This is a genomic window from Desulfobacter vibrioformis DSM 8776 (assembly GCF_000745975.1).
Lineage (GTDB): Bacteria > Desulfobacterota > Desulfobacteria > Desulfobacterales > Desulfobacteraceae > Desulfobacter > Desulfobacter vibrioformis.
Genome location: NZ_JQKJ01000023.1, coordinates 1 through 21053, shown reverse-complemented (window position 1 = coordinate 21053; position 21053 = coordinate 1). Strand labels below are relative to the sequence as shown.

General features: G+C 47.9%; 22 protein-coding genes and 1 pseudogene. 9 read left to right on the top strand and 14 right to left on the bottom strand.

Annotation, left to right across the window (positions count from 1 at the left end; all coding sequences use genetic code 11):
• Nucleotides 1-61: 61 nt before the first annotated feature.
• Genes Q366_RS14320 through Q366_RS14285 form a run of 8 tightly spaced genes read left to right on the top strand, consistent with a single transcriptional unit; the run spans nucleotide 62 to nucleotide 5911 of the window.
• A complete protein-coding gene (locus tag Q366_RS14320) occupies nucleotides 62-1816 on the top strand; it encodes an ABC transporter ATP-binding protein (RefSeq protein ID WP_035240195.1) in 1755 nt (584 codons plus the stop codon).
• Nucleotides 1817-1840: 24 nt separating this feature from the next.
• Nucleotides 1841-2029 carry a Trm112 family protein gene (locus Q366_RS14315; RefSeq protein WP_035240193.1) on the top strand — a complete coding sequence of 63 codons (189 nt, stop codon included), beginning with the start codon at nucleotides 1841-1843 and terminating at the stop codon, nucleotides 2027-2029.
• The gene (locus tag Q366_RS14310; protein WP_035240192.1) at nucleotides 2026-2565 is read left to right on the top strand and encodes a DUF4416 family protein; all 540 of its coding nucleotides are present in this window, start codon (nucleotides 2026-2028) and stop codon (nucleotides 2563-2565) included. Before Q366_RS14315 ends, Q366_RS14310 begins: the two co-directional genes overlap by 4 nt.
• Before the next feature lie 12 nt (nucleotides 2566-2577).
• Complete coding sequence (locus tag Q366_RS14305) at nucleotides 2578-3462, top strand: YicC/YloC family endoribonuclease (protein WP_035240190.1); 885 nt, start codon at nucleotides 2578-2580, stop codon at nucleotides 3460-3462.
• Nucleotides 3463-3480: 18 nt separating this feature from the next.
• A complete protein-coding gene (locus Q366_RS14300) occupies nucleotides 3481-3753 on the top strand; it encodes a DUF370 domain-containing protein (protein WP_035240189.1) in 273 nt (90 codons plus the stop codon).
• Between the two features lie 3 nt (nucleotides 3754-3756).
• Nucleotides 3757-4317 carry a guanylate kinase gene (gmk, locus tag Q366_RS14295; RefSeq protein WP_035240187.1) on the top strand — a complete coding sequence of 187 codons (561 nt, stop codon included), beginning with the start codon at nucleotides 3757-3759 and terminating at the stop codon, nucleotides 4315-4317.
• Nucleotides 4317-5144, top strand: coding sequence for a 23S rRNA (guanosine(2251)-2'-O)-methyltransferase RlmB (gene rlmB, locus Q366_RS14290; RefSeq protein ID WP_051958070.1), 828 nt, complete (start codon nucleotides 4317-4319; stop codon nucleotides 5142-5144). The genes gmk and rlmB overlap by 1 nt, the downstream gene beginning before the upstream one ends.
• Nucleotides 5144-5911: a ComFC family protein gene (locus Q366_RS14285; RefSeq protein WP_035240185.1), complete on the top strand. Its 768-nt coding sequence runs from the start codon at nucleotides 5144-5146 to the stop codon at nucleotides 5909-5911. The genes rlmB and Q366_RS14285 overlap by 1 nt, the downstream gene beginning before the upstream one ends.
• Before the next feature lie 76 nt (nucleotides 5912-5987).
• Here the strand turns inward: Q366_RS14285 and Q366_RS14280 are convergent, their stop codons facing one another.
• The 14 genes from Q366_RS14280 to Q366_RS14215 form a co-directional block, all read right to left on the bottom strand.
• Nucleotides 5988-6728, bottom strand: coding sequence for an NADH-quinone oxidoreductase subunit B family protein (locus Q366_RS14280; protein ID WP_035240183.1), 741 nt, complete (start codon nucleotides 6726-6728; stop codon nucleotides 5988-5990).
• A gap of 18 nt (nucleotides 6729-6746) precedes the next feature.
• The gene (locus Q366_RS14275; RefSeq protein WP_035240181.1) at nucleotides 6747-8261 is read right to left on the bottom strand and encodes a hydrogenase large subunit; all 1515 of its coding nucleotides are present in this window, start codon (nucleotides 8259-8261) and stop codon (nucleotides 6747-6749) included.
• Complete coding sequence (locus Q366_RS14270) at nucleotides 8258-9700, bottom strand: proton-conducting transporter transmembrane domain-containing protein (protein ID WP_035240179.1); 1443 nt, start codon at nucleotides 9698-9700, stop codon at nucleotides 8258-8260. Before Q366_RS14270 ends, Q366_RS14275 begins: the two co-directional genes overlap by 4 nt.
• Before the next feature lie 3 nt (nucleotides 9701-9703).
• The gene (locus Q366_RS14265) at nucleotides 9704-10357 is read right to left on the bottom strand and encodes an NADH-quinone oxidoreductase subunit K (RefSeq protein WP_035240178.1); all 654 of its coding nucleotides are present in this window, start codon (nucleotides 10355-10357) and stop codon (nucleotides 9704-9706) included.
• The gene (locus tag Q366_RS14260) at nucleotides 10354-11274 is read right to left on the bottom strand and encodes a respiratory chain complex I subunit 1 family protein (protein WP_035240176.1); all 921 of its coding nucleotides are present in this window, start codon (nucleotides 11272-11274) and stop codon (nucleotides 10354-10356) included. The genes Q366_RS14265 and Q366_RS14260 overlap by 4 nt, the downstream gene beginning before the upstream one ends.
• 36 nt (nucleotides 11275-11310) lie before the next feature.
• Entirely contained in the window at nucleotides 11311-13284 is a 1974-nt protein-coding gene (locus Q366_RS14255) for a proton-conducting transporter transmembrane domain-containing protein (RefSeq protein WP_035240174.1), read from the bottom strand.
• Between the two features lie 359 nt (nucleotides 13285-13643).
• A complete protein-coding gene (locus Q366_RS14250; RefSeq protein WP_156968183.1) occupies nucleotides 13644-14180 on the bottom strand; it encodes a hypothetical protein in 537 nt (178 codons plus the stop codon).
• Nucleotides 14181-14786: 606 nt separating this feature from the next.
• Nucleotides 14787-15740, bottom strand: coding sequence for a GDP-L-fucose synthase family protein (locus tag Q366_RS14245; RefSeq protein ID WP_035240170.1), 954 nt, complete (start codon nucleotides 15738-15740; stop codon nucleotides 14787-14789).
• Nucleotides 15741-15749: 9 nt separating this feature from the next.
• Entirely contained in the window at nucleotides 15750-16835 is a 1086-nt protein-coding gene (gene gmd, locus Q366_RS14240) for a GDP-mannose 4,6-dehydratase (RefSeq protein WP_035240168.1), read from the bottom strand.
• 183 nt (nucleotides 16836-17018) lie between these two features.
• A complete protein-coding gene (locus tag Q366_RS14235) occupies nucleotides 17019-17423 on the bottom strand; it encodes an HI0074 family nucleotidyltransferase substrate-binding subunit (RefSeq protein ID WP_035240166.1) in 405 nt (134 codons plus the stop codon).
• On the bottom strand, nucleotides 17420-17713 hold the full coding sequence (locus Q366_RS14230; RefSeq protein ID WP_035240164.1) for a nucleotidyltransferase domain-containing protein: 294 nt from the start codon (nucleotides 17711-17713) through the stop codon (nucleotides 17420-17422). Before Q366_RS14230 ends, Q366_RS14235 begins: the two co-directional genes overlap by 4 nt.
• An 83-nt stretch (nucleotides 17714-17796) precedes the next feature.
• Entirely contained in the window at nucleotides 17797-18210 is a 414-nt protein-coding gene (locus Q366_RS14225; protein WP_245619972.1) for a GxxExxY protein, read from the bottom strand.
• Nucleotides 18200-18610 carry a hypothetical protein gene (locus Q366_RS14220; RefSeq protein ID WP_035240162.1) on the bottom strand — a complete coding sequence of 137 codons (411 nt, stop codon included), beginning with the start codon at nucleotides 18608-18610 and terminating at the stop codon, nucleotides 18200-18202. The genes Q366_RS14225 and Q366_RS14220 overlap by 11 nt, the downstream gene beginning before the upstream one ends.
• A gap of 18 nt (nucleotides 18611-18628) precedes the next feature.
• Entirely contained in the window at nucleotides 18629-20524 is a 1896-nt protein-coding gene (locus Q366_RS14215; RefSeq protein ID WP_035240160.1) for a polysaccharide biosynthesis protein, read from the bottom strand.
• Between the two features lie 375 nt (nucleotides 20525-20899).
• Here Q366_RS14215 and Q366_RS21765 point away from each other — a divergent pair.
• Nucleotides 20900-21053, top strand: a pseudogene (locus Q366_RS21765) (IS4 family transposase); the annotation flags it as partial.

Sequence of the window (21053 nt, the reverse complement as noted above, 5' to 3'; positions counted from 1 at the left end):
GCTATGCTCTCATGTTTTTTGATACTTGACAACAAAATCTGTAAAGCAATTGTCCCTGCCCATGAAATCAATAAAAAACGAATTGTCCAAGGAACGCAGGCAAAAGATTATCCGGATGGTGTCTGCACACTGGAAAAAAATTGCCCTGGCCGCGTTCTGCATGGTGGTGGTGGCAGGCGCCAACGGTACCATGGCCCTGCTGGTTAAACCGGTGCTTGATGATATTTTCATTGCCAAGGACAGTACCAAGTTATTGCTTATCCCAGGTCTTGCCATCCTGGTGTTTTTTCTGAAAGGTGCTGGTTCATACGGGTCGGAATACCTGATGAATCATGTGGGACAGCGTATTATCCGCGATTTCCAGGACCGCCTTTATGAAAAAATCATGAATTTGCCCATTGCATATATCCACAAGGAAAAAACCGGGGTGCTCATGTCCCGGATCACCAATGATGTCAATGTGATTAAAGGCATGGTGTCCACTGCCGTCATCAGTTTGTTCCGGGATTCTTTTTCCGTTGTGGCGTTTTTGTTTGTTATTTTTTACCGGGACTGGAAACTTGCCTTGGGCGCCTTTATTGTACTGCCCATTGCCTTTTATCCCATTGTCCTGTTTGGTAAAAGAATCCGGCGGTTTTCCACAGGGTCCCAGGAAACCATGGCAGATCTGAATTCCTTTCTGCATGAAACCTTTTCCGGGGTAAAGATCATCAAAATATTCAATCTTCAGGCCTTTGAAACGGCCAGGTTCAGGGAAAAGACCGGAGAACTGTTCCGCCTGGAGATGAAAAAGGTGATCACACGGGCGTTGTCCTCCCCGGTTATGGAATTTTTAGGCGGGTTGGGCATTGCTTTTGTTGTCTGGTTCGGCGGGATGCGGGTGGTCAACGGCACATCCACACCCGGTGTGTTTTTCTCTTTTTTGACTGCCGTGATGATGCTTTATGATCCGGTGAAGAAATTGTCCTCCCTGAATAATACCATTCAGGAGGGGATGGCTGCCGCATCCAGGGTGTTTGATGTGCTGGAAACCCGGAACGATGTGGTGGACAAGGCCGATGCCCGGCCCCTTAAGGCATCATCCTGCGAGGTGGTGTTTGAAAACGTCTCCTTTGCCTACGGGCCTGAAGAGTCTTTGGCCCTGAAGAACATTAATTTAAAGGCTGCACCCGGAGAGACCCTGGCGTTAGTCGGCATGAGCGGGGGGGGAAAAACCAGCCTGGTGAACCTGATCCCAAGGCTTTATGATGTGACCGGGGGCTGTGTTTCCGTCGGCGGCCACGATGTCCGGGACCTGACCATAGCTTCCCTTAGGGACCATATTTCCATTGTGACCCAGGAGCCTATTTTATTCAACGAGACCGTGCGGGACAACATCCGGTATGGAAAAATGGATGCAGATGATGACGCTGTTGAAGCGGCAGCAAAGTCAGCCTTTGCCCATGATTTTATCTGCGGGTTTCCCAGGGGATATGATACCGTAATCGGAGAGCTGGGTTCCCGGTTGTCCGGGGGGGAAAAACAGCGGATCTGCATTGCAAGGGCGCTTTTAAAAAATGCGCCGGTGCTGATTCTGGACGAGGCAACCTCGGCCCTGGATTCCCAGGCAGAGCAAGTTGTGCAAAAGGCTTTGGAAAATCTGATGACAGGCCGTACTTCCTTTGTCATTGCCCACAGGCTGTCCACCATAAATTACGCCTCCCGGATCATTGTGCTCAAAAACGGCACCATTGTTGAACAAGGTGGCCATGATGACCTGATGGCTGCAAAAGGCCCGTATTATAAACTGCAATCCATGCAGGCTTCAAAAATCTGATATATTTTCTAAGGAAATACTGCCATGGCTGTATCAAAGGAACTGCTCGAAATTCTTGTCTGCCCCAAATGCAAAGGCCCGGTGGCACTGACTCCGGCCGAGGATGGGCTGGTCTGTAATGCCTGTGCCCTTAAATACGAAATCAGGGATGATATTCCCATTATGCTCATTGACGAGGCAATCCCTGTTAAACAAATTCCCGTTAACCCATGAGTACGCCTAAAAAACCTGCACCGGCCAAGCTTGTGATGTCGGTTTTCATGAAAGATAAGAGGGTCTTCGAATCGGTCTTTTCCCGCCTTGAAGGGGTGGGCGGTCCCGTGGACATGATCTCCCCCTGGCTGGATTTTGATTTCACAGATTATTATTACAGGGAAATGGGGGAACCTTTGTTTCGCAGACTTATTGCATTCAAGCCGCTCATGGAACAGGATGCCCTGGCTTCGATCAAACTTGACACCAACAGGATTGAATCCGACTGCCTGGAGCAAAACAACAGAACCATCAACATTGACCCGGGGTATCTTCTGGCTTCCCGGTTTATCCTGGCCACGGGAAAGGAGTATTCCCACAGGATTTACATTGGCCAGCAAATTTATGCAGACTTGACATTAATGTACACCAAAAAGGGGTTTAAAACCCTGGAGTGGACTTACCCGGATTATGCCTCCCATGCGGTGCTGAATTTTTTAGGCCAGGTGAGGCAGAAATATCTTGTTGATCTTAAGGCGCATGATCAAACGCCATAAAAGGATAATTGTATGATAAAAAGCATGACCGCTTTTGCCAAAGTGTCTCACTCTCTGGATGCCCTGACCGTGGACATGACCGTTCGCGCCTATAATTCCCGTTCCCTTGATTTTTCGATTTATCTGCCCGAGGTCTGCCAGCCCTTTGAAGAGGAAATTAAGAAAATCATGGGGCAGTTCCATACCCGGGGCAGAATAGAGATCCGGGTGAATCTGGAGGACCAGTCCCTGGAGCAGGACCTGTTTGAGGTGGACATTATCAAGGCCAAAGCCTATTATAACGCATTGAAGACGGTCCAGGAGACCCTCTCCCTTTCCGGTGGCATTGCTTTGGAAACCGTACTCGGGGCAAAGCAGGTCATTGTGGCTGCAAAACCTGAAATCAACCTGGAACTTATCCGCTCCGCCCTGGGTGACACGGCCCGGACCGCAGCTGAGGCCCTTGACCGCATGCGAAAAAGCGAGGGGGAAAATCTGTACCAGGATTTAGCCCGTCGTATTTCAGGAATTGAACAGCGCATGCAAGGCGTTGAAGAACAGGCCAGAACCATACCGGAAGTTTACAAGGCCCGGCTTAAGGAACGCCTGGCCGTGCTGACCTCCGAGGACGGGGAGTGCTTTGATCCGGTCCGTCTGGCCCAGGAAACAGCGCTTCTTGCGGACAGAAGTGATGTGTCCGAGGAGATTGTCCGGGTACACAGCCACATTAAAATGTTCCGGGAAGTCATGGATGAAAATGAGTCCCAGGGCAGAAAGCTTAATTTCCTGATCCAGGAGTTTAACCGGGAATTTAACACCATTGGTTCCAAAGCCGGTAATGCAACCCTGTCCCATGCCGTGGTAGACCTGAAATCCGAGTTGGAAAAAATACGGGAGCAGGTGCAGAACATCGAATAAAATTAAAAAAGGAAAACTATGGAACAGCCACTTTTAAGCATCGGTTTTGGCAATACTGTGGTGGCTGACCGGGTGGTGGCGATTTTATCCCCGAACTCGGCGCCCATGAAACGGATCAAGGATGAAGCCCGGGAGGACCGGCGCCTCATTGACGCGACCCATGGCAGAAAAACCCGGGCCATCATTGTGACAGACTCCAACCACGTGATTCTGTCCGCGATCCAGGCGGAAACTGTTTCCGCACGCTTTGAATCCCTGATTCAAAATCCCGGAGCACCCCAGGAGGAATAGTACATGGCGGCAAAACTTTTCATTGTTTCCGCACCGTCCGGAGCCGGTAAAACAACCCTTGTCAACGCAGTTCTGAAACGGTGTCACGGCCTGGTATATTCCATTTCCCATACCACCCGGAAACCCCGGCAGGGCGAGGTCCACGGAAGAGATTATTTTTTTACGGATAAGGCACAGTTCATGGAAATGGTGGCATCCGGCCAGATGCTGGAATGGGCACAAGTCCACGAAAATTGTTACGGCACTTCCGGACTTTTTGTTCAAAACCAGCTTGCCGCAGGCCAAAGCGTTCTATTGGATATCGATGTCCAGGGGGGACGTCAGATTATGGATTCCGGCCTGAATCCGGTTTCCATATTCATTATGCCTCCGTCTTTAGAGATTCTTGAGCAGCGGCTGCGGGGCAGGGGAACCGATGCCGAAGAGGTGATCCGCAAGCGCTTGGATAACGCAAAAGGGGAAATAGACCAGAAATCCTTTTACGCCCATGTGGTGGTCAATGATGTACTGGATGAGGCGGTTGCCGAACTCATTGACATTATTGACAGGGAGACTGCAAACTGATGGCCGGCAAACCCGATTCCCAGGGCCGGGGCCGCACCCCCCGTGGCCAGGGCCGAAAAAGTGAAAACCGGAATTCCGGGGACAAAGAGATCCTTTACGGATATCATTCGGTATTTGAAGCCCTGAAAGCCGGCCGCCGCAAATTTGAATCCATCATGGTGCATGAAAACCGGTCTGATAAACGTGTACAAGCCGTGGCAGACCTGGCCGGTGAAAAACGAGTGCCAATCCAAACCCTGGCCGGTGGGGAACTGGACCGGCTGGCGGGTTTGGGCCGTCACCAGGGCATTGCCGCCAGGGCCTCTTCCTTTCCGGTTCAACCGGCATCCACCCTGCTCACACAGATTGAAACCCGGACAGATCCGTTTTTTGCGCTTATTCTTGAAAGCATTGAAGATCCCCAGAATACCGGTGCATTGATCCGCACGGCCCTGTGTGCCGGTGTTGATTACATTGTGATGCCAAAAGACCGCTGTGCCCTGCCGTCTGCGGGTGTCTCGCGCAGTTCAGCCGGGGCCATGGAGCATGCTCCCATTTTTTTAACCACCAATATTTCCGTTCTGATCCGGGACCTTCAAAAATATGGGGCCTGGGTGTCCGGCCTGGATGCCGGTGCGGATAAAGGCCTTTTTGAGGCAGATCTTACCGGTAACCTGGTCCTTGTGGTGGGGGGGGAGCACACCGGGCTGCGGCCCGGGGTCAGAAAAGCCTGTGATTTTATTTTGTCCATTCCCATGGAAACCCATATTACCTCCCTGAATGCGTCTGTGGCAGGCGGTATTGCCATGTTCGAGGCCCGGCGCCAGCGCCTGGGTCTCAATGCCTGATGATAAAAAAATTGGTCAAAGCCATGGGGCTGAGGTTTTGCGCCCTGGTATTTCCGGACAAATGCCTGGGATGCGGCAAATATATTAAAAAAAACACTGATAACCCGTTAAGCGTATGCTTTTGCCACGGGTGCCTGGGGCAGACGCTGCCGGTGTTTGATCATCCCTTCTGCCCTGCCTGCGGCCGGGGTTTTGAATCCGGGCCTGACCATCTGTGTGAAGCCTGCCTGAAAACCCCCATGGTCATGGAGAGGGTCCGGGCCGCATTTATCTATAAGGATTTAATACAAAAAGCCCTGGGATTGTTTAAATACCAGTCAAAGCTCAGCCTGGCCCGTCCCCTTGAACGCCACCTGTTCCAGGCCTTTGCCACCCATTTTGACATGAATCGTTTTCATCTGGTCCTGCCCATTCCCCTTCATATCTCAAAGGCCAGAAAGCGCGGATTCAACCAGTCCTATCTCCTTGTCCGAAATTTTTCCCGGCTGTACAAGGATGCCTGTGGCCGGCCAGCACCATGGCGCATTGACATCCGCTGTCTTGCCAGGGTCCGGGCAACGGTCAGCCAGACCGGCCTTGACCACACGGCCCGGAAAAAGAATCTGGCCCGGGCCTTTGCCTGCCCTGAGCCTGGCCTTATCAAAGGTAAAAACATCCTTTTGGTGGATGATGTGTTCACCACTGGATCTACCTGCAATGCCGCGGCCCAGACCCTTGTGGATGCCGGGGCTGCCAGTGTATCCGTCCTTGTTCTGGCCAGGGCTTAATTCTCCTGAAACAGGAAAACAGTATGAGAACGAGCAAAAAGCATAGAAGAAATTTTGTGGTTCATCCCCCCTCGAATTATTTAAAAAAGGAAAGCAGCGCGTGAAGGTTGGTCATGGGGTGGGGCGGGCACCCCGGGATAAACAGATCTACCGGCAGGATTTTGTCCAGACCTTCGGTGATCTCAGGGCTTCCGGTGAAAGGACCGCCGCTGATGGTGCATGAGCCCACGGCAATGACCACCTTTGGCGCCGGTGTGGCCTCATAGGTCTGGAGCAGGGCTGTTTTCATGTTCCTGGATACCGGGCCTGTGACCACAATCCCGTCGGCATGACGGGGGGAGGCGACAAAGTTGATGCCAAATCTGGCCAGGTCAAAAAACGGGGTAGCCAGAACGTTGAGGTCTGCTTCACAGGCATTGCAGCCAGCCGCCGACACCTGGCGCAATTGCAGGGAGCGTCCAAACAGTTTTTTGAAGTGCTGTTTGGCGTGCTCGGCCAGGGCCGGAAGATCGCCTGATGTTATCAGGTCTGCCCGCTTGGATGTGGCAATTTCATAGTCATTGGTAAACCGGATCTGCCCGTTGGAGATATTCTCGCAGGTCCCGCAAAATACGCACCGACCCATGTCGATCTTTTGATTCTGCACATCTATGGCATCCTGGGGGCAGGATGCGGCACAGGTTTCAAGGGTCTCCCTATGAATATTATTCTGGATAACGGGTTTGCCTCGGTAGCGGGGAAATATCTTGACCTGTTCTTCGGGATACCGGTTGGTCTTGTATCCTTGTTCAAATCTGTTTTTCAGTATACTGAGCATATGATATTCTCCGCTTTTCTATAGATCAAATCCGCAATAGGATAGATTGAAACTCTTGTTATTCAGGGGGAAATCCGATATTTCGGTATCTCTGAGCGCCATGGCCAGCCCATTCCAGTTGTGAAAAGAGGGATCCTTGATCTTGTACCTTAGTATTTTCCCCTTTTCATCGGTCAGGACGGCATGGGAGACTTCCCCCCGCCAGGCTTCGTTCAGGGCCACGGAAAAGCTTGAAGCCGGCAGGTCGTAGGCCATGCCTTCAGTTACACACCGGGTTTCCACAGGGGTGGCGGCCAGGGATTCAACAATCTGGAGGGACTGGAGGATCTCGTCATACCTGACCCGGGCCCTGGCATAGACGTCCCCCGTGGCTTTTTTATTTTCCGGGATGTCCAGGTGCGGGTAGTGTTCCGTGGGGAAACACCGTCTCACGTCATAGGCCATTCCGCTGGCCCGGCCAGCCGGGCCCACCAGTCCGAGATGATCGGCATCTTCATGGCTCACCGCCCCGCATCCATCAAACCGGGCCCGGACGGTGACGGCGTTGAACAGAAGCGCCAGGACGTGTGTCACTTCGGGCCGAAGCGCTGCCAGGCGTTCATTGAATACTGTTCTAATATCATCGGACAGGGAAAACCGGACCCCGCCGGGCCTGACCAGACCCTTGCCGAACCGGTTGCCGCAAATCAAGAGGGAAAGGTTGAGAAAATCTCCTCTGATCCTGCCAAAATAGTTGGCCGGCGGCAGAAATGCAACGTCGCCGCTCAGGGCCCCGAGATCACCGATGTGGTTGGCCAGACGCTCCAGTTCCAGGGCAATGGTCCGGATAACCCGGGCACCTTGGTCCGGTTGAACCCCGGTCAGTGCTTCCAGGTTCTGGGCCATACACAGGCTGTGGCCGATGGTCGTATCGCCTGCAATATTTTCACCAAGGATGGAAAGCCGCTTGGCCGGGACCTCCAGAAGCTGTTTTTCAATGCCCCGGTGCTGGTATCCCAGTTGGATTTCCAGGTGCAGGACTCGCTCTCCGATGCAGTTGAACCTGAAATGGCCCGGCTCAATTACCCCGGCATGGACCGGCCCTACAGCCACCTCGTGGATTTCCTCGCCTTCCACCTGGTAATACTTATAATTTCCCGGGATGTCCTGGGAATAGTCATTGCCGAACACGTCCGCTGCCCCTTCAGCGTAGCTGGGATGATATCGGACCATTTTCAGCCAGGGATGGCCATGGGGACGGATACCGTACTGCTCTGCCATTTCCCGCTCAAACAGATGAAAGGGTTCGCAGATTCGGGTGAATGAAGGGTAGGGGTCCGGCACATCACAGCCGGCCACAAAAAGTTTGTCGGTGCGCAACACCGCCAGAAGTTTTAAACGGTCCTTGTCCGGGTAGGCAAAATAGTGGACAATTTTGCCTCCGTCGGTTACCAATCCCAGGGCCTGGCTTCGGAATTCATCAAAAGAAAGGTGGGGAATGGCCTCACGAGAGACTTTTTCGGCATTTGAAATCTGTAAAAAAGCGTTGCTCATCTAAGTCCTCCGCCAATGGCTGTTACTGCATCGGATATGGTTTGATTCAATGAATCCGGGATATAGAAACACAAGATCAGTGAAGTCAGGAGTAATAGATACTGGGGCCAGACCATACAGGCCTTTTCTTTAATTTTGATAGCGGTATTACAGTCTTCAAAACAAATTTTCATGACCTGGTTGCCAAACCCTGCAAAAATGACGCACAGGCTCAGGATGAAAACAGTGACAGCCACGTGGAAACCGGCCCTGAACGCCGCGAGAATAATGCAAAGTTCCCCGATAAAAAGGCCGAAAGGGGGAAACCCGGCAATCCCGGCAAATCCTGCAAAAAAGGCCACAAAGGTCCGGGGCATGCCCTTGACCAGGTTCCCGGTATTCTTGATCAGCCGGTCTCCGTATCCCAGAAGAATGTTTCCCGATGAAAGAAACAAAGAGGATTTGATCAGGCTGTGGTGGATCATGCAGATCACCGCGCCGTATACCCCTAAGCCGCCCACACCGGTTCCAAATGCAATAATGCCCATATTTTCGATGCTGGAGTAGGCCAGCATCCGTTTGTATTCGTTTTGTTTAAGGATAAAGGTGGCTGCGGCCAGAATGGATAACAGGCCAAACACCATGAGAATCCCGCCTGAAAAATCCTGCAGCCCTGCCGCCACCATAATTTTATTGGTTTTGAAAATCCCAAGATAAGCGCAGTTGAGCAAGACCCCTGATAAAAGGGCAGATGCAGGACTTGGGGCCTCACTGTGGGCATCTGGCAGCCAGGTGTGCATGGGCGCAAGCCCCATTTTTGTACCGTATCCCACCAGGATAAAGACGAAGCCGGCCTTGAGCCACAGGGGATCCAGGGTTTTGGCCACCCCGGTCAGGGCGGAAAAAGAGATGGGCGTGCCTGCATTTGCCTGGCCCATGGAAAAGACCACCAGAACAGACCCCAGAAGGGCCATGGCAATACCCACCGAACAGATGAGAACATATTTCCAGGTCGCCTCAAGGGAGGCGGCGGAGCGATGGGTGTAAATCAAAGGGGCGCTTGCCAGGGTGGTGGCTTCAATGGCGATCCACATGACCATGATATGGTTGGACAGGGTGACCATGGTCATGGTGGACAGGAACACCAGCATGGAGCCGGTAAAAAGGCTTTCGGACGGGATCTGGCTTTCTTTGAGAAAGCCCACGGTGTAAACGGAGATCAAAAAGAAGAGCAGGGAAATCACCAGCAGGGAAAGCATGCCTTCGGGTGTCACTGCAAAATATTGATCGAAAATCGCCTGGGGATGATTCCTCCACAGCATAAACGAAAGTGTCAGGTGAACTGCTCCGGTCAGCACCAGCAGGAACCGGCCAATACTTTTTGGCAGGGAAAATGCTGAAAATACGAAAAATACGATAAGACCGGCAATAAACGGGGTCAGAATTATTATTTCAACCATACCCTAATCCTTTAAGGTTCTGAGCAACGCCGTATCCACGTCGTCAAAGGTCTGTTTAATATTACGGAGGATCACGGCCATGATCATCATGATCATGACTCCGGCCAGTACGTCCAGCAAAATACCGAATTCAACAATATGGCGGGTACTGACGGACAAGCCTGATCCGACTAAGTAAATCCCGTTTTCCATCATGATGTAGCCGATAACCATGGCAATGGCGTTTCTCCGGGCCATAAGCAGAAACATTCCCGTTGCCAGAAGGGCAATGGCCGTAGGCTCCAGGAGTTTAAACCCGCTCACGGAACCGATATCCAGGCGTCCGGACAGATAGGTCGTGCCGATGATCACTGCCAGGCCGCACAAAATGGAGGCATGATACCCCACAATGGGTTCAACCACCCTCCGGATAGCCCCCTTTCTGATGGCCACAAAAATACTCAAAGGGATAATAACCCCCCGGATGACCAGGGTGGCCAGGGTAAACACCGTGCCGCCGGTACTCATATGATCACCGATGAAAAAGGGAATAATGGAAACTACGACGCCCTGGAACCCCACCAGTTTGATCAATGTCAGTACCCGGTCGGCACCGAATGAAAACAGAACCGACAACAGCACAAAGGATAGAATTATGTCAACGGGATTGAACATCATTTTACAAACTCCAAGGTGATGATGGTTGCAAAAAAAGCCAGGGCAAAGGATGTCAGCACAAACTGGGGCACCTTGTCCATTCTATACCTGGCAGTCACCGACTCTGTGACGCCCACGGCAACGTAGACGGCCAGAAGACCTGCCAGATACATCACTATCGGGAATCCGAAAATGGCGGATTCAAAGGGAAGAATCATCCTTGAAATAATGGTGGAATAGAACATGAGTTTGCAGAAAGAGCCAAGTTCAATAAGCGCAAAATCCGGGCCGCTGTGATCCAGGACCATGACTTCATGGATCATGGTCAGTTCAAGGTGGGTGGCCGGGTCATCCACCGGGACCCTGGAATTTTCGGTCAACAGGATGATAAAAAACGAGATCACAATGAACAGCAGCGGCGCGCCTGCTAAACTCCACATGTTCAGGGTGTTGCTGCCCGTAAAATAGGCGGACAATTGCAGTTCTCCGGTGATCCGGTAAAAAAAGATCAGGATCATGAACATGGCCGCCTCGCAGATAATGGGGAAATACGCTTCCCTGGCCGCGCCCATGCCTTCAAAGGGAGATGCCGTATCCATGGCCGCCGCAATGGTGAAAAACCGGCCAAGTCCCAGAACATACAGGACAAAAATCACATCCCCGTTAAAGGAGAACACAGGATTGAACCCTGCAATGGGCAGAAACATGAGAACCGTAATTGACGCGGCAAGGGAGATGACCGGACCCAGCTTAAACACAATGGTGGTGCTGTTGCTGTAAACCGATCCCTTTTTAAACAGCTTGATCAGGGTGTAGTAATTGATCAAAATGGGCGGCCCCTTTTTTCCACCGAAAAACGCCTTGATTTTGAGAATCAGGCCCGAAAAAAACGGTGCCGCCAGAATGGCTGCAAGCCAGAGTAAAATGGATTGAATCATGGAATAGTCCTTAAAGCTATTAGCTTCTGGTTGCTTTCATATAAAAAACAGCAGCAACACAATTGCCAGCAAAATATATCCGATGTAAAGATGAATATCTCCGTGCTGCATCCACCTGAGCTTGTCAAACAGGTAAAAAACAGGACGGACAACCACATTTTTCATGTAAAGTTCCGCAATATCGTTGACATGGCTGTGGTAATGGGTTTTTAGGGGGAACCGTCCCTTGATGGGTGGATGATCCTCGGAAAGCGGGGCTGCAGCACTGAAAAACGCCAAAATGGACCCGGCATAGGATGATCCTGTATACTGCATCTTAACCGTTGGCTGGGAAAAGCCGCATCCCCATGTTCCGGATGTTGTGTTCTTATCGGTCTTGTTCTTGTAGCAGGTTGACCGGATACCCATGATAATCAGGGCCATAACAAGGAACAGCAGGGCCGCAAAGGTGATGTTACAGGATATCTGGCCAAAGGGCTCAACAGGAACCCGGCCGTAGTCGAGGCCCAAAGCCTGCACTGCCTTCAGGGCCATATGGATGAACATCTTTGGGAATACACCGATGATCACGCAGGCTGCGGCAAGTAGCCCCATGGGAACCATCATGGCCCAGCCTTTTTCTTTGACATTTTCGGCGGCCAGGGTCCGGGGTTCTCCCTGGAAAACCACCCCCACCACCTTGGTAAAACAGGCCAGGGCCAGTCCGCCGATAACGGCCAGGCTGATAATTGCAAACACACTCATGGAAAAGCTGATGGACGACCCCAGGGCGATGGTCTTGAAACTGCCCATATATATGAAGAATTCACTGACAAATCCATTAAAGGGCGGCAGGCCGCAGATGGCCAAAGAGCCCATGATAAATGTTGTTCCGGTAATCTTCATGCCTTTGAGCAGTCCGCCCAGGGCGTCAATGGACCGGGTGCCGGTCTGGTGCAGCACCATGCCCGCCCCCATGAACAGCAGGGATTTAAACACCGAGTGGTTGAGAACATGGAGAATGCCGCCGGCAAAGCCCAGGACAGCTACCAGAGGATTGCCGGTTGCCGCACCAATCATCCCGACGCCCAGGCCGATGAGGATAATTCCGATATTCTCCACACTGTGGTAGGCTAAAAGCCGCTTGATATCGTGCTGGCCCAGGGCATAAACCACCCCCAGAATCCCGGAAATCACGCCGGCAATCAGGGTGATATACCCGAAAACAGGGGTGTGGAAATCCAGAATCGCGTAAATCCGCAGTATCCCGTAAATGCCGGTTTTGATCATCACCCCGGACATCACCGCTGAGATATGGCTGGGGGCCGCCGGATGGGCATGGGGCAACCAGACATGAAAGGGAAACACGCCGGCCTTGGAGCCGAATCCGATAAAGGAGAACACGAAGATCAATATTTTCACTGTTTCAGGCACATCAGCCAGGGACGCGAAGTCAAAATTGCCGGTGTGACCATAGATCAACCCAAATGCGGCAAGGATAAACATGGCACCCACATGGGAAAAGACAAAATAAAGATAACCGGCCTTTCTGTTTTCGGCTGACTCATGGCTGTAAATCACCAGAAAAAAGGAGGACAGGGACATGATTTCCCATGAAATCATGAAGGTAAGGATATTGGCGGCGGTTACTACCAGGGCCATGGCGGCGATCAGGACACTGAAGAAAAAGTAATTAACACCGGTTTTAATGCCGTTCTCTTCATTTCCCATGTAGTGGAAACTGTAAATGGCGGCCATCAGGGAAACGGCAAATATGGCGGTCAGGAAAAAGGCGGCAAGGCCGTCAACATGAAAGGAAAGAGAAAACAGATCCAAATACCTGAAAGAGGCCGAGGCCCCGGCCCCTGCTGGATCTAAAAGTTTGCCTGCGGCATCAATCAGCCCTAAAAGACATCCCCCGCTAAGAAACAACACGGCAATGCCCTTTGAAAATTTCTTCTGCCGGGCAAAAAACAAAGATAAAAAACCGCCGAGCAGAATGATGCATGTGGAACTAAATAATTGACACATACTTTCCCCAATTTTTTCTATTCGAATTTCAGATTTCGATCGTCAAGGTCCCTGCCGGGAAAAAACCATTGATATGTACATGCTGTTTTTCCGATTTGTCAAGAAAATTGTAACAGGCAGAGCGGCGGCTATTTAAAAGCTAATGGAATTGGAATTTAATTTCCAACCTGATGCCCTGTGTGGGAAAGACATTTTAAACGCAAAAAAAAACCGCCGATTCGCATGGTTTGCGTAACGGCGGTCAATTCGGTCTGCATGACCTCTAATTCCGAACTCGTGGTCAACGCATTGAAGCACATGGAGTTAGTGGTTTACAGCGGCTTTTTTATTTGAATTCATGACAAAATTCGATGGGCTGTTCATCTCAGAAACATATTCCACCAGAATTTTGTATGTTTCTTTTCACAGTCCGGACATCCGCCAAAAGCTGTTTTAAAATTGTGAATCCATTTTTCCTGAAATGCATTCACGTCATTTTTCTGATTTTCAGTCAGCCTCAACCCTTCGGGCGGAATACCATCAGGACCACTTATTTCAGAAGTTAAAATTATCGTGACGCGATTTGCCGGATCAAGTAATAAATAGCAGCCGATTCCAGTTAACCAGCTGTTTTGAAATTCACCGGCAAAAACAGTCCATCTGATTTTTTCCCCTTCTTTGGGCTCTCCCCCCTTATCATAAATAAAGAAAGGATCATTCACAGGGAAATCGTTTTTTTTAAACATTCTATTCTCAGTCTGCTGGAACGTTAGATTCAACGCCATCCCCTGACTGTTCCGGAATGTCAGAAATTGATTTTTCAGACCTTGTGCTGCTGCAATTGTGTTGCCTGTGTTAAAAAATCCTTCCGGAACTGCAAACTGTCTGTTAAACGCTGAAACCCTGTCATCCTCCAATTCAGCCAGCAGTGTTATTTTTTCCGCTGCAGTGTTATTTTTTTTTACGGCAGGCGGTTCCTTTGACCATCCCCGGTTATAAATACATTCTTCATACGCTTCTGCATAAGCTTTGATGCTGATTTTTTTCCCCGTAAGGGTTGCGTCCCTTCCCATCTGTTCGGCTATGATCCTGCATTCTGCATGATCAACATTAAAATCAGCCTGTCCGGATCCGGCTTTATACCAGGTTACCTTTGAAGAACTGCATCCCGTTACAGACAACGCAAAAAGCATGAAAACACCTAATAATATTTTAGACACTATTCCCTCTTAATGTACCTGAGTTTTAAAAAATCGCGTATAGATAGTTCTCCTCCTGTATGCCGACAGGGAGTTTTTTTTCGGTTACTCACAGCAAAATCCAATTTAGCTGTTTTGTCCGGGGTCATCAATATAAATTTGCCTATACACTCAGGACGCAATGTCATAAAGTTAAGAAACTTTTCAGATTAAAACCACGAAGTTCACGAAGTTTAGTTCTCTAATATCTTCGTGAACTTCGTGTTCTTCGTGGTAAAATAAAATCTGAATACTTAAGTTTATGGCATTGACTCAGGACGCCTTTCATGATTGGCAATGTTCTTTTATGTACCACTGATAAACGCTTTCCAATCCATCTTTCAACGAGATATCCGCATTCCAGCCCAAAGTATTCACTTTTGAAATATCGAGTAACTTCCTTGGTGTACCATCTGGTTTTGAAGGATCAAAAACAATCTTTCCATTGAATCCTGTGATATCTTTTATCAATTGAGAAAGCTCAAATATACTCAAATCCTTACCTGTTCCAATATTGAACAATGGCTTTTCAGCATAATCCACCTGTCCGGAATCGCTGTTTGCAAGGAACACACAGGCATCAGCCAGATCATCCACATGGAGAAATTCTCTTTTTGGATGACCCGTCCCCCAAATGGTTACAGAATTTCTGTTCTCCAATTTTGCCTCATGGAATTTCCTGAGCAGGGCAGGGAGAACATGGGAGGTATCCAGATCAAAATTATCATTGGGACCATATAAGTTTGTGGGCATCACCGGAAGGAAACAGGTTCCATATTGTCTGTTATAGGCCCAGCACATTTCAATGCCTGCGATTTTGGCAACTGCATAGGCAGAATTGGTAGGTTCCAACGGCCCTGTCATTAAATACGCTTCTTTCATGGGCTGGGGACAAAGCTTAGGATAAATACAGGAGGATCCAAGAAAGATTAATTTTTTTACCTGGTGGAGATAACTCTGATGCAGGATATTATTCTGAATCATCAGATTTTCATATATAAAATCCGCCGGATAGGTATTGTTGGCCAGGATCCCCCCCACCTTTGCGGCTGCAAGAAAAACATATTCCGGTTTTTCACTTTCAAAATAATCACTCACAGCCCCTTGATCCAACAGCTCCAAATCTGAATGGACCGGTGTAAGAAGATTGGCATATCCTTCCTTTTTCAATCTGCGAACAATAGCCGACCCCACAAGTCCACGTGGGCCTGTGATCAATATTTTTGAATGCGTATCCATTAGTGCTGCCTATTCATTATAATCAAATATTTCAAATCCAGCTTTTTTGCATAGATCATCTTTTTGAGCTTCCGTCAAATCCTGGCGTACCATTTCAGCAACAAGTTTCTCAAATGGTATCTTAGGTGTCCAGCCCAGTATTCTTTCAGCTTTTGACGGATCACCCAGGAGCGTTTCAACCTCTGTGGGCCTGAAATATTTAGGATCAACTACAACGATCACCTTACCGGATGCTGCATCATAGCCTTTTTCATCAATACCGCTGCCTTTCCATACAATCTCAATACCAAGTTCCTTTGCTGCCAGTGTTACAAATTCCCTTACAGAATGCTGCTCACCCGTTGCAATGACAAAATCATCCGGCTCTTCCTGCTGGAGCATCAGCCACTGCATTTTGACATAATCCTTTGCATGGCCCCAGTCCCGTTTTGCATCTAAATTCCCAAGATAGAGACAGTCCTGAAGATTAAGGCTTATTCTTGCCATGGCCCTTGTTATCTTACGTGTCACAAAGGTTTCACCCCGCAGGGGAGATTCATGGTTGAACAGAATCCCGTTACAGGCATAAATCCCATAGGCTTCCCGGTAATTAACCGTTATCCAGTACGCATACATCTTGGCAACAGCATAAGGGCTTCTGGGATAAAACGGCGTCTGTTCTGTCTGGGGAATTTCCTGCACCTCGCCAAATAACTCAGAGGTGGATGCCTGGTAAAAACGGGTTTTTCTTTCCAACCCCAGCAGGCGAATGCCTTCAAGAATACGCAGGGTTCCAAGTGCATCGGTATCTGCTGTGTATTCCGGAGATTCAAAAGAAACCGCCACATGGCTCTGGGCAGCCAGGTTGTAAATTTCATCCGGTTGAACCTGTTGAATAATCCTGATCAAATTTGTGGAGTCTGTTAAATCCCCATAATGGAGAAAAAACCTCCTATCCGGATCATGGGGGTCTTGATACAGATGATCTATCCTGTCGGTATTAAAAAGAGAGGCTCTTCTCTTGATACCGTGGACTTCATATCCTTTTTTTAAAAGAAATTCAGCCAGATATGCGCCATCCTGACCTGTTATTCCTGTTATTAATGCTCGTTTCAATGGTTACTCCTCCTGTTACAGACAACGCACAAAGCAGGAAAATACCTAATAACAGTCATGGGCGTAAGGCCCACAACGAACAATGAAACTAAAAACAGCAACAATGCAGGGCTAAAAAGGGCGCCCCTAGGCGCTTCTCCTTCTTGTTTCCTGTATCTTGTCTCTAGTTTCTTATAAATATTTTTAGCTGTATTGTCCGGGGTCATCAATGTAAATTTGCTTAAATAGATTTTTCATGGCTATTAAATATGCCGGGCATTTTTCGTATATAACTTTTGCCTGCTCTTCATTATATGTATGGGATAATAAATTTCTTGATTGAATCATTTCCAGAAATACTTCTTCTTTTTTGATCAGGTCAAGTGCATATGCTTCTTTAAACACCTGTCTTGGGGAAACTGTTCGAATTCCATGGACATCTTCTAAAAAGGTCTTTAAAGTTTTCCATGTCAATTCATATGTAAATTCAAACCGCTGGACAGTCGCATCCATGACAATTGATGATTCAGACTCCTGTATTGCCTCTTCAAAACGATTCAGCGCTTTTTTAAGATTTATTAGATTTCTATTCAGTTTATCTGAACTCACCCTTTTATTTCCTGAATATGTTTGAGTGCTGTTTTTTTGAAATCATCTCCTACTGAATTAAAATCAAGAAAATCAATTTTTAATAAGGTAGGTATCTGTTCCAGTTTTTCCTGTATCGTCAGCATCTGCTTTGCTGTGATCGGTTTGTCTGATAGTATCCCAATGTCTATATCTGATTTTTCATCATGTTTATTTTTTGCGCGGGATCCGAATAAAAACAGTTTATAATTGCTGTCCAATTCTTCTTTTACTATCCCTGCAACATGTTCGACAATTTCGTCAAATCTCACTTCAAATACAAGTTCCTGTCCAGTGCCGGCATGGTGGAAGTAAACAGGCTTTTAACCACGGAAGATACGGAACGCACTGAAAGTTAGAGCGCAAAGCGCTCAAGCTCAACTTTGGGGTGACTGCCAAAGTTGATCAGTAATCCTAATTTCAAGTTCGTTACTTTCAGGTAGTTGATAACCTGTGCTTTATGTTCGGGAACAATATTCTTAACCGCTTTCAACTCCATTATGATTTTGTTGTAACAAATCAAATCCGGCTTGTAGGTCTGATGAAGCGGTTCGCCTTTGTACATCAACTGGATCTCCTGCTGAGCAACAAATGGGATGCCCCGTTTGCTTAGCTCCTTTTCCAGACACTCCTGGTAAACTGCTTCCAGGAACCCGCAGTCCATTTCTTTGTAGACCTCAAAGACAGCACCACGAATCAAATAAGTTTCTTCTTCAAAAAGTAAACTCATTTCCGTGTTCTTCCGTGTTTTCCGTGGTTCAGTTTTCAACAGTACTCCCTGACCCAATCTTGTCAAAATAAAGATCCACCATAATTTTCTGGGCGTATATCGTTTTAATCCTTTCCATAATATCTTGATCGGAGAATTCCTTTAACACAGGATATTTCTTTTTTAAAGATGCGATTGGATTTAACTGATGATTATCGGATAGTTTCAATGCTTCAATCAACACCATATCAAGCGGTTTCCAGTCCTGGTCCGAATCTTCAATTTCTATCCACTTGTGCCCCTCCTGCCGCCACGAATCCCCGGACCACTTATCCTGTTTAATAACCATCTGGTCCAATTTAAGAATTTCATACCGTGGGGCAAAGAATTGAAAAAACAAGGTCGCTAAAATAATTCCTGCAACCAGTCCAACCCCAAAATGTTTTTTAGCCTGAAGCATGATTTTGTATTCTCCTGGTTAATTGTCTGCGGGCTGATATTCCGGGACAATTTTTTTTAACATGACTCTGATTTTCTTGTCATCCTGTTTTTTTGCCATATCAAGGATATGATCAATATCCTCATTCAATTGATCTAACTCACAGCTGGTACCGGACAACACCATAATTTTTTTGTGGGCTGTCGGAACAATATCTTCCCCTTGGGTAATCAATTCCTCGTAAAGTTTTTCACCCGGCCTCAGGCCGATGAACTCAATGGGGATATCTTTTTCAGGCTCAAATCCGGAAAGCCTGATCAGATCTTTGGCCATGTCTAAAATTTTTACGGAAGTCCCCATTTCAAGAATGAATGTCTCGCCTCCCTTTCCCATGGCACCTGCCTGGAGAATCAGCTGACTGGCCTCGGGTATGGTCATAAAATAACGGGTCACTTCAGGATGGGTAATGGTAACAGGCCCGCCCTGCTCAATCTGCTTTTTGAACAGAGGAACAACACTGCCGACACTGCCGACCACGTTTCCGAATCTGACGGTAATAAACCTTGTAGACACCCTGTCATCGCAGTTCTGACCCTGAACCAGAAGCTCTGCCACACGTTTTGTCGTCCCCATGATATTTGTCGGCCTGACCGCCTTGTCCGTAGACACCATGACAAATCTTTCCACACCGGACGCCAACGCTGTATTAACTACATTCCGGGTCCCGCCGATATTGTTAAGAATCGCTTCCCACGGCTGAATCTCCAGCATGGGGACATGCTTGTATGCGGCAGCATGAAATACGTTATGGGGCTTAAACCACTTAAATGTTTTCGTTAACCGTTTCAGGCTCCGGATATCACCCAACACCGGAACAATTTCAATATAAGGAAAGGCCCGCTTCAGCTCCAGATCAATATCATATAAAGGGCTTTCAGCCTGTTCAAACAAAACAAGTCTTTCCGGATTAAACCGGCAGATCTGACGACATAGTTCAGAACCGATGGACCCCCCGGCTCCGGTGACCAAAACAGTTTTACGGCGGATATATTCACCGATCAGATTTTCTTCAAGATGGACCGTCTCCCGGCCCAACAGATCCCTGTATGCCACGTCCCTGACCGCATTAAGGGTTACTTTCCCATTAATCAGCTCCCCTAACCCGGGCAGGGTTTTAAAGGGAAGTTTTGTTTTTTTGCAGCATTCCACAATGGTTCGCATCTGCTCTGAAGTTGCAGAAGGAACGGCAATGAGAAGTTCCTGAGCATTGACTTTCTTTGCCAACTCTGGCAACTCTTCAACCCGGCCCAACACCCGAACTCCGTGGATCATTTTATTCTGTTTTAAATAGTCATCATCAATAAATCCAACAATATGGAAATTCAGTCTCGGATTATCCCGGATCTCCCTGAATAATTTTTCTCCACTGTCTCCGGCACCGATAATCAACAAATTGACGCTGTTTTTTCTTTTTTTAGCTTTATCCGTAAACCACCTTGCAACTTTATCATTCAGGTGGTCTTCTCCTGTCATCTCGAAATACAGGCGCAGGCAGACCCTTGCCCCGGAGACAAAGAGTATTGTAAGCACTACATCTGCCACAAAAACAGATCGGGGCCATCCTCTCAGATAATGGGTATAAAGCATAAGGGATAAAATAATCAAACTGCTTAAAACAGCCCCCTTGATGACATTGAGCAAATCAGTGATGCTCGTGTACCGCCACATCCCCTGGTATGCATGGAAAAAATAAAAAATAATCAGCTTAACCATGACGACCCCCGGCATCATCCGAAAGACCATGCCGGAACTTTCAATAGGAATATCAAAATTAAACCGCAGCAAAAAAGCGCTGTACCACGACATACTAATCAATACAGCATCAATAAGAATAATGGTCGCTAAATTCGTATATTTTGATAATTTCTGTTCCATTCTTTTCCAGCCTGTTGATTCTATTTTCTATGACAAGACGAAAAACATGTCCCCAATATGGTATGGATGACACGGCCTGAATTTTGGGTGGTCATGGATGCTCCGGCTATCGTTTTAAGCCGGGACAGTTACTACTATTTCAAATAGTTATTTGAAATAGTAGTAACTCAACTTTCGGTGCTTAAAAACAACAGTGAATAAAATTATAACCAATTGAATTTACAATTTAAATTGACGAATTCTGCTTTATATGATATGCTTCATTTACCACTAAACAAACATTTCAGACAAAGGAAATTCGTCAAAATGAATACTACCCTTACCGACCTACAAAATCAAATAACAAATTCAGAACAGATTGGCGTACTCAATGATTTCTTTTCAAAATTTAAAATCGGTACGTTATTGAATCAATCAGGAATCGTTAAAACGAAAGGGGCATCACCGCTTGCCATTTTTACAGCCCTGTTTAACCTGGCATTTCACAACAAAAATTTATACCAGGGCATTGTGAAAAATAAAAAGGTTG

Excerpts from the sequence above, each read along its gene's own strand:
- Q366_RS14320 (WP_035240195.1), top strand. The coding sequence starts at position 62 with ATGAAATCAATAAAAAACGAATTGTCCAAGGAACGCAGGCAAAAGATT.
- Q366_RS14315 (WP_035240193.1), top strand. The coding sequence starts at position 1,841 with ATGGCTGTATCAAAGGAACTGCTCGAAATTCTTGTCTGCCCCAAATGC.
- Q366_RS14310 (WP_035240192.1), top strand. The coding sequence starts at position 2,026 with ATGAGTACGCCTAAAAAACCTGCACCGGCCAAGCTTGTGATGTCGGTT.
- Q366_RS14305 (WP_035240190.1), top strand. The coding sequence starts at position 2,578 with ATGATAAAAAGCATGACCGCTTTTGCCAAAGTGTCTCACTCTCTGGAT.
- Q366_RS14300 (WP_035240189.1), top strand. The coding sequence starts at position 3,481 with ATGGAACAGCCACTTTTAAGCATCGGTTTTGGCAATACTGTGGTGGCT.
- gmk (WP_035240187.1), top strand. The coding sequence starts at position 3,757 with ATGGCGGCAAAACTTTTCATTGTTTCCGCACCGTCCGGAGCCGGTAAA.
- rlmB (WP_051958070.1), top strand. The coding sequence starts at position 4,317 with ATGGCCGGCAAACCCGATTCCCAGGGCCGGGGCCGCACCCCCCGTGGC.
- Q366_RS14285 (WP_035240185.1), top strand. The coding sequence starts at position 5,144 with ATGATAAAAAAATTGGTCAAAGCCATGGGGCTGAGGTTTTGCGCCCTG.
- Q366_RS14280 (WP_035240183.1), bottom strand. The coding sequence starts at position 6,728 with ATGCTCAGTATACTGAAAAACAGATTTGAACAAGGATACAAGACCAAC.
- Q366_RS14275 (WP_035240181.1), bottom strand. The coding sequence starts at position 8,261 with ATGAGCAACGCTTTTTTACAGATTTCAAATGCCGAAAAAGTCTCTCGT.
- Q366_RS14270 (WP_035240179.1), bottom strand. The coding sequence starts at position 9,700 with ATGGTTGAAATAATAATTCTGACCCCGTTTATTGCCGGTCTTATCGTA.
- Q366_RS14265 (WP_035240178.1), bottom strand. The coding sequence starts at position 10,357 with ATGATGTTCAATCCCGTTGACATAATTCTATCCTTTGTGCTGTTGTCG.
- Q366_RS14260 (WP_035240176.1), bottom strand. The coding sequence starts at position 11,274 with ATGATTCAATCCATTTTACTCTGGCTTGCAGCCATTCTGGCGGCACCG.
- Q366_RS14255 (WP_035240174.1), bottom strand. The coding sequence starts at position 13,284 with ATGTGTCAATTATTTAGTTCCACATGCATCATTCTGCTCGGCGGTTTT.
- Q366_RS14245 (WP_035240170.1), bottom strand. The coding sequence starts at position 15,740 with ATGGATACGCATTCAAAAATATTGATCACAGGCCCACGTGGACTTGTG.
- Q366_RS14220 (WP_035240162.1), bottom strand. The coding sequence starts at position 18,610 with ATGCTTCAGGCTAAAAAACATTTTGGGGTTGGACTGGTTGCAGGAATT.
- Q366_RS14215 (WP_035240160.1), bottom strand. The coding sequence starts at position 20,524 with ATGGAACAGAAATTATCAAAATATACGAATTTAGCGACCATTATTCTT.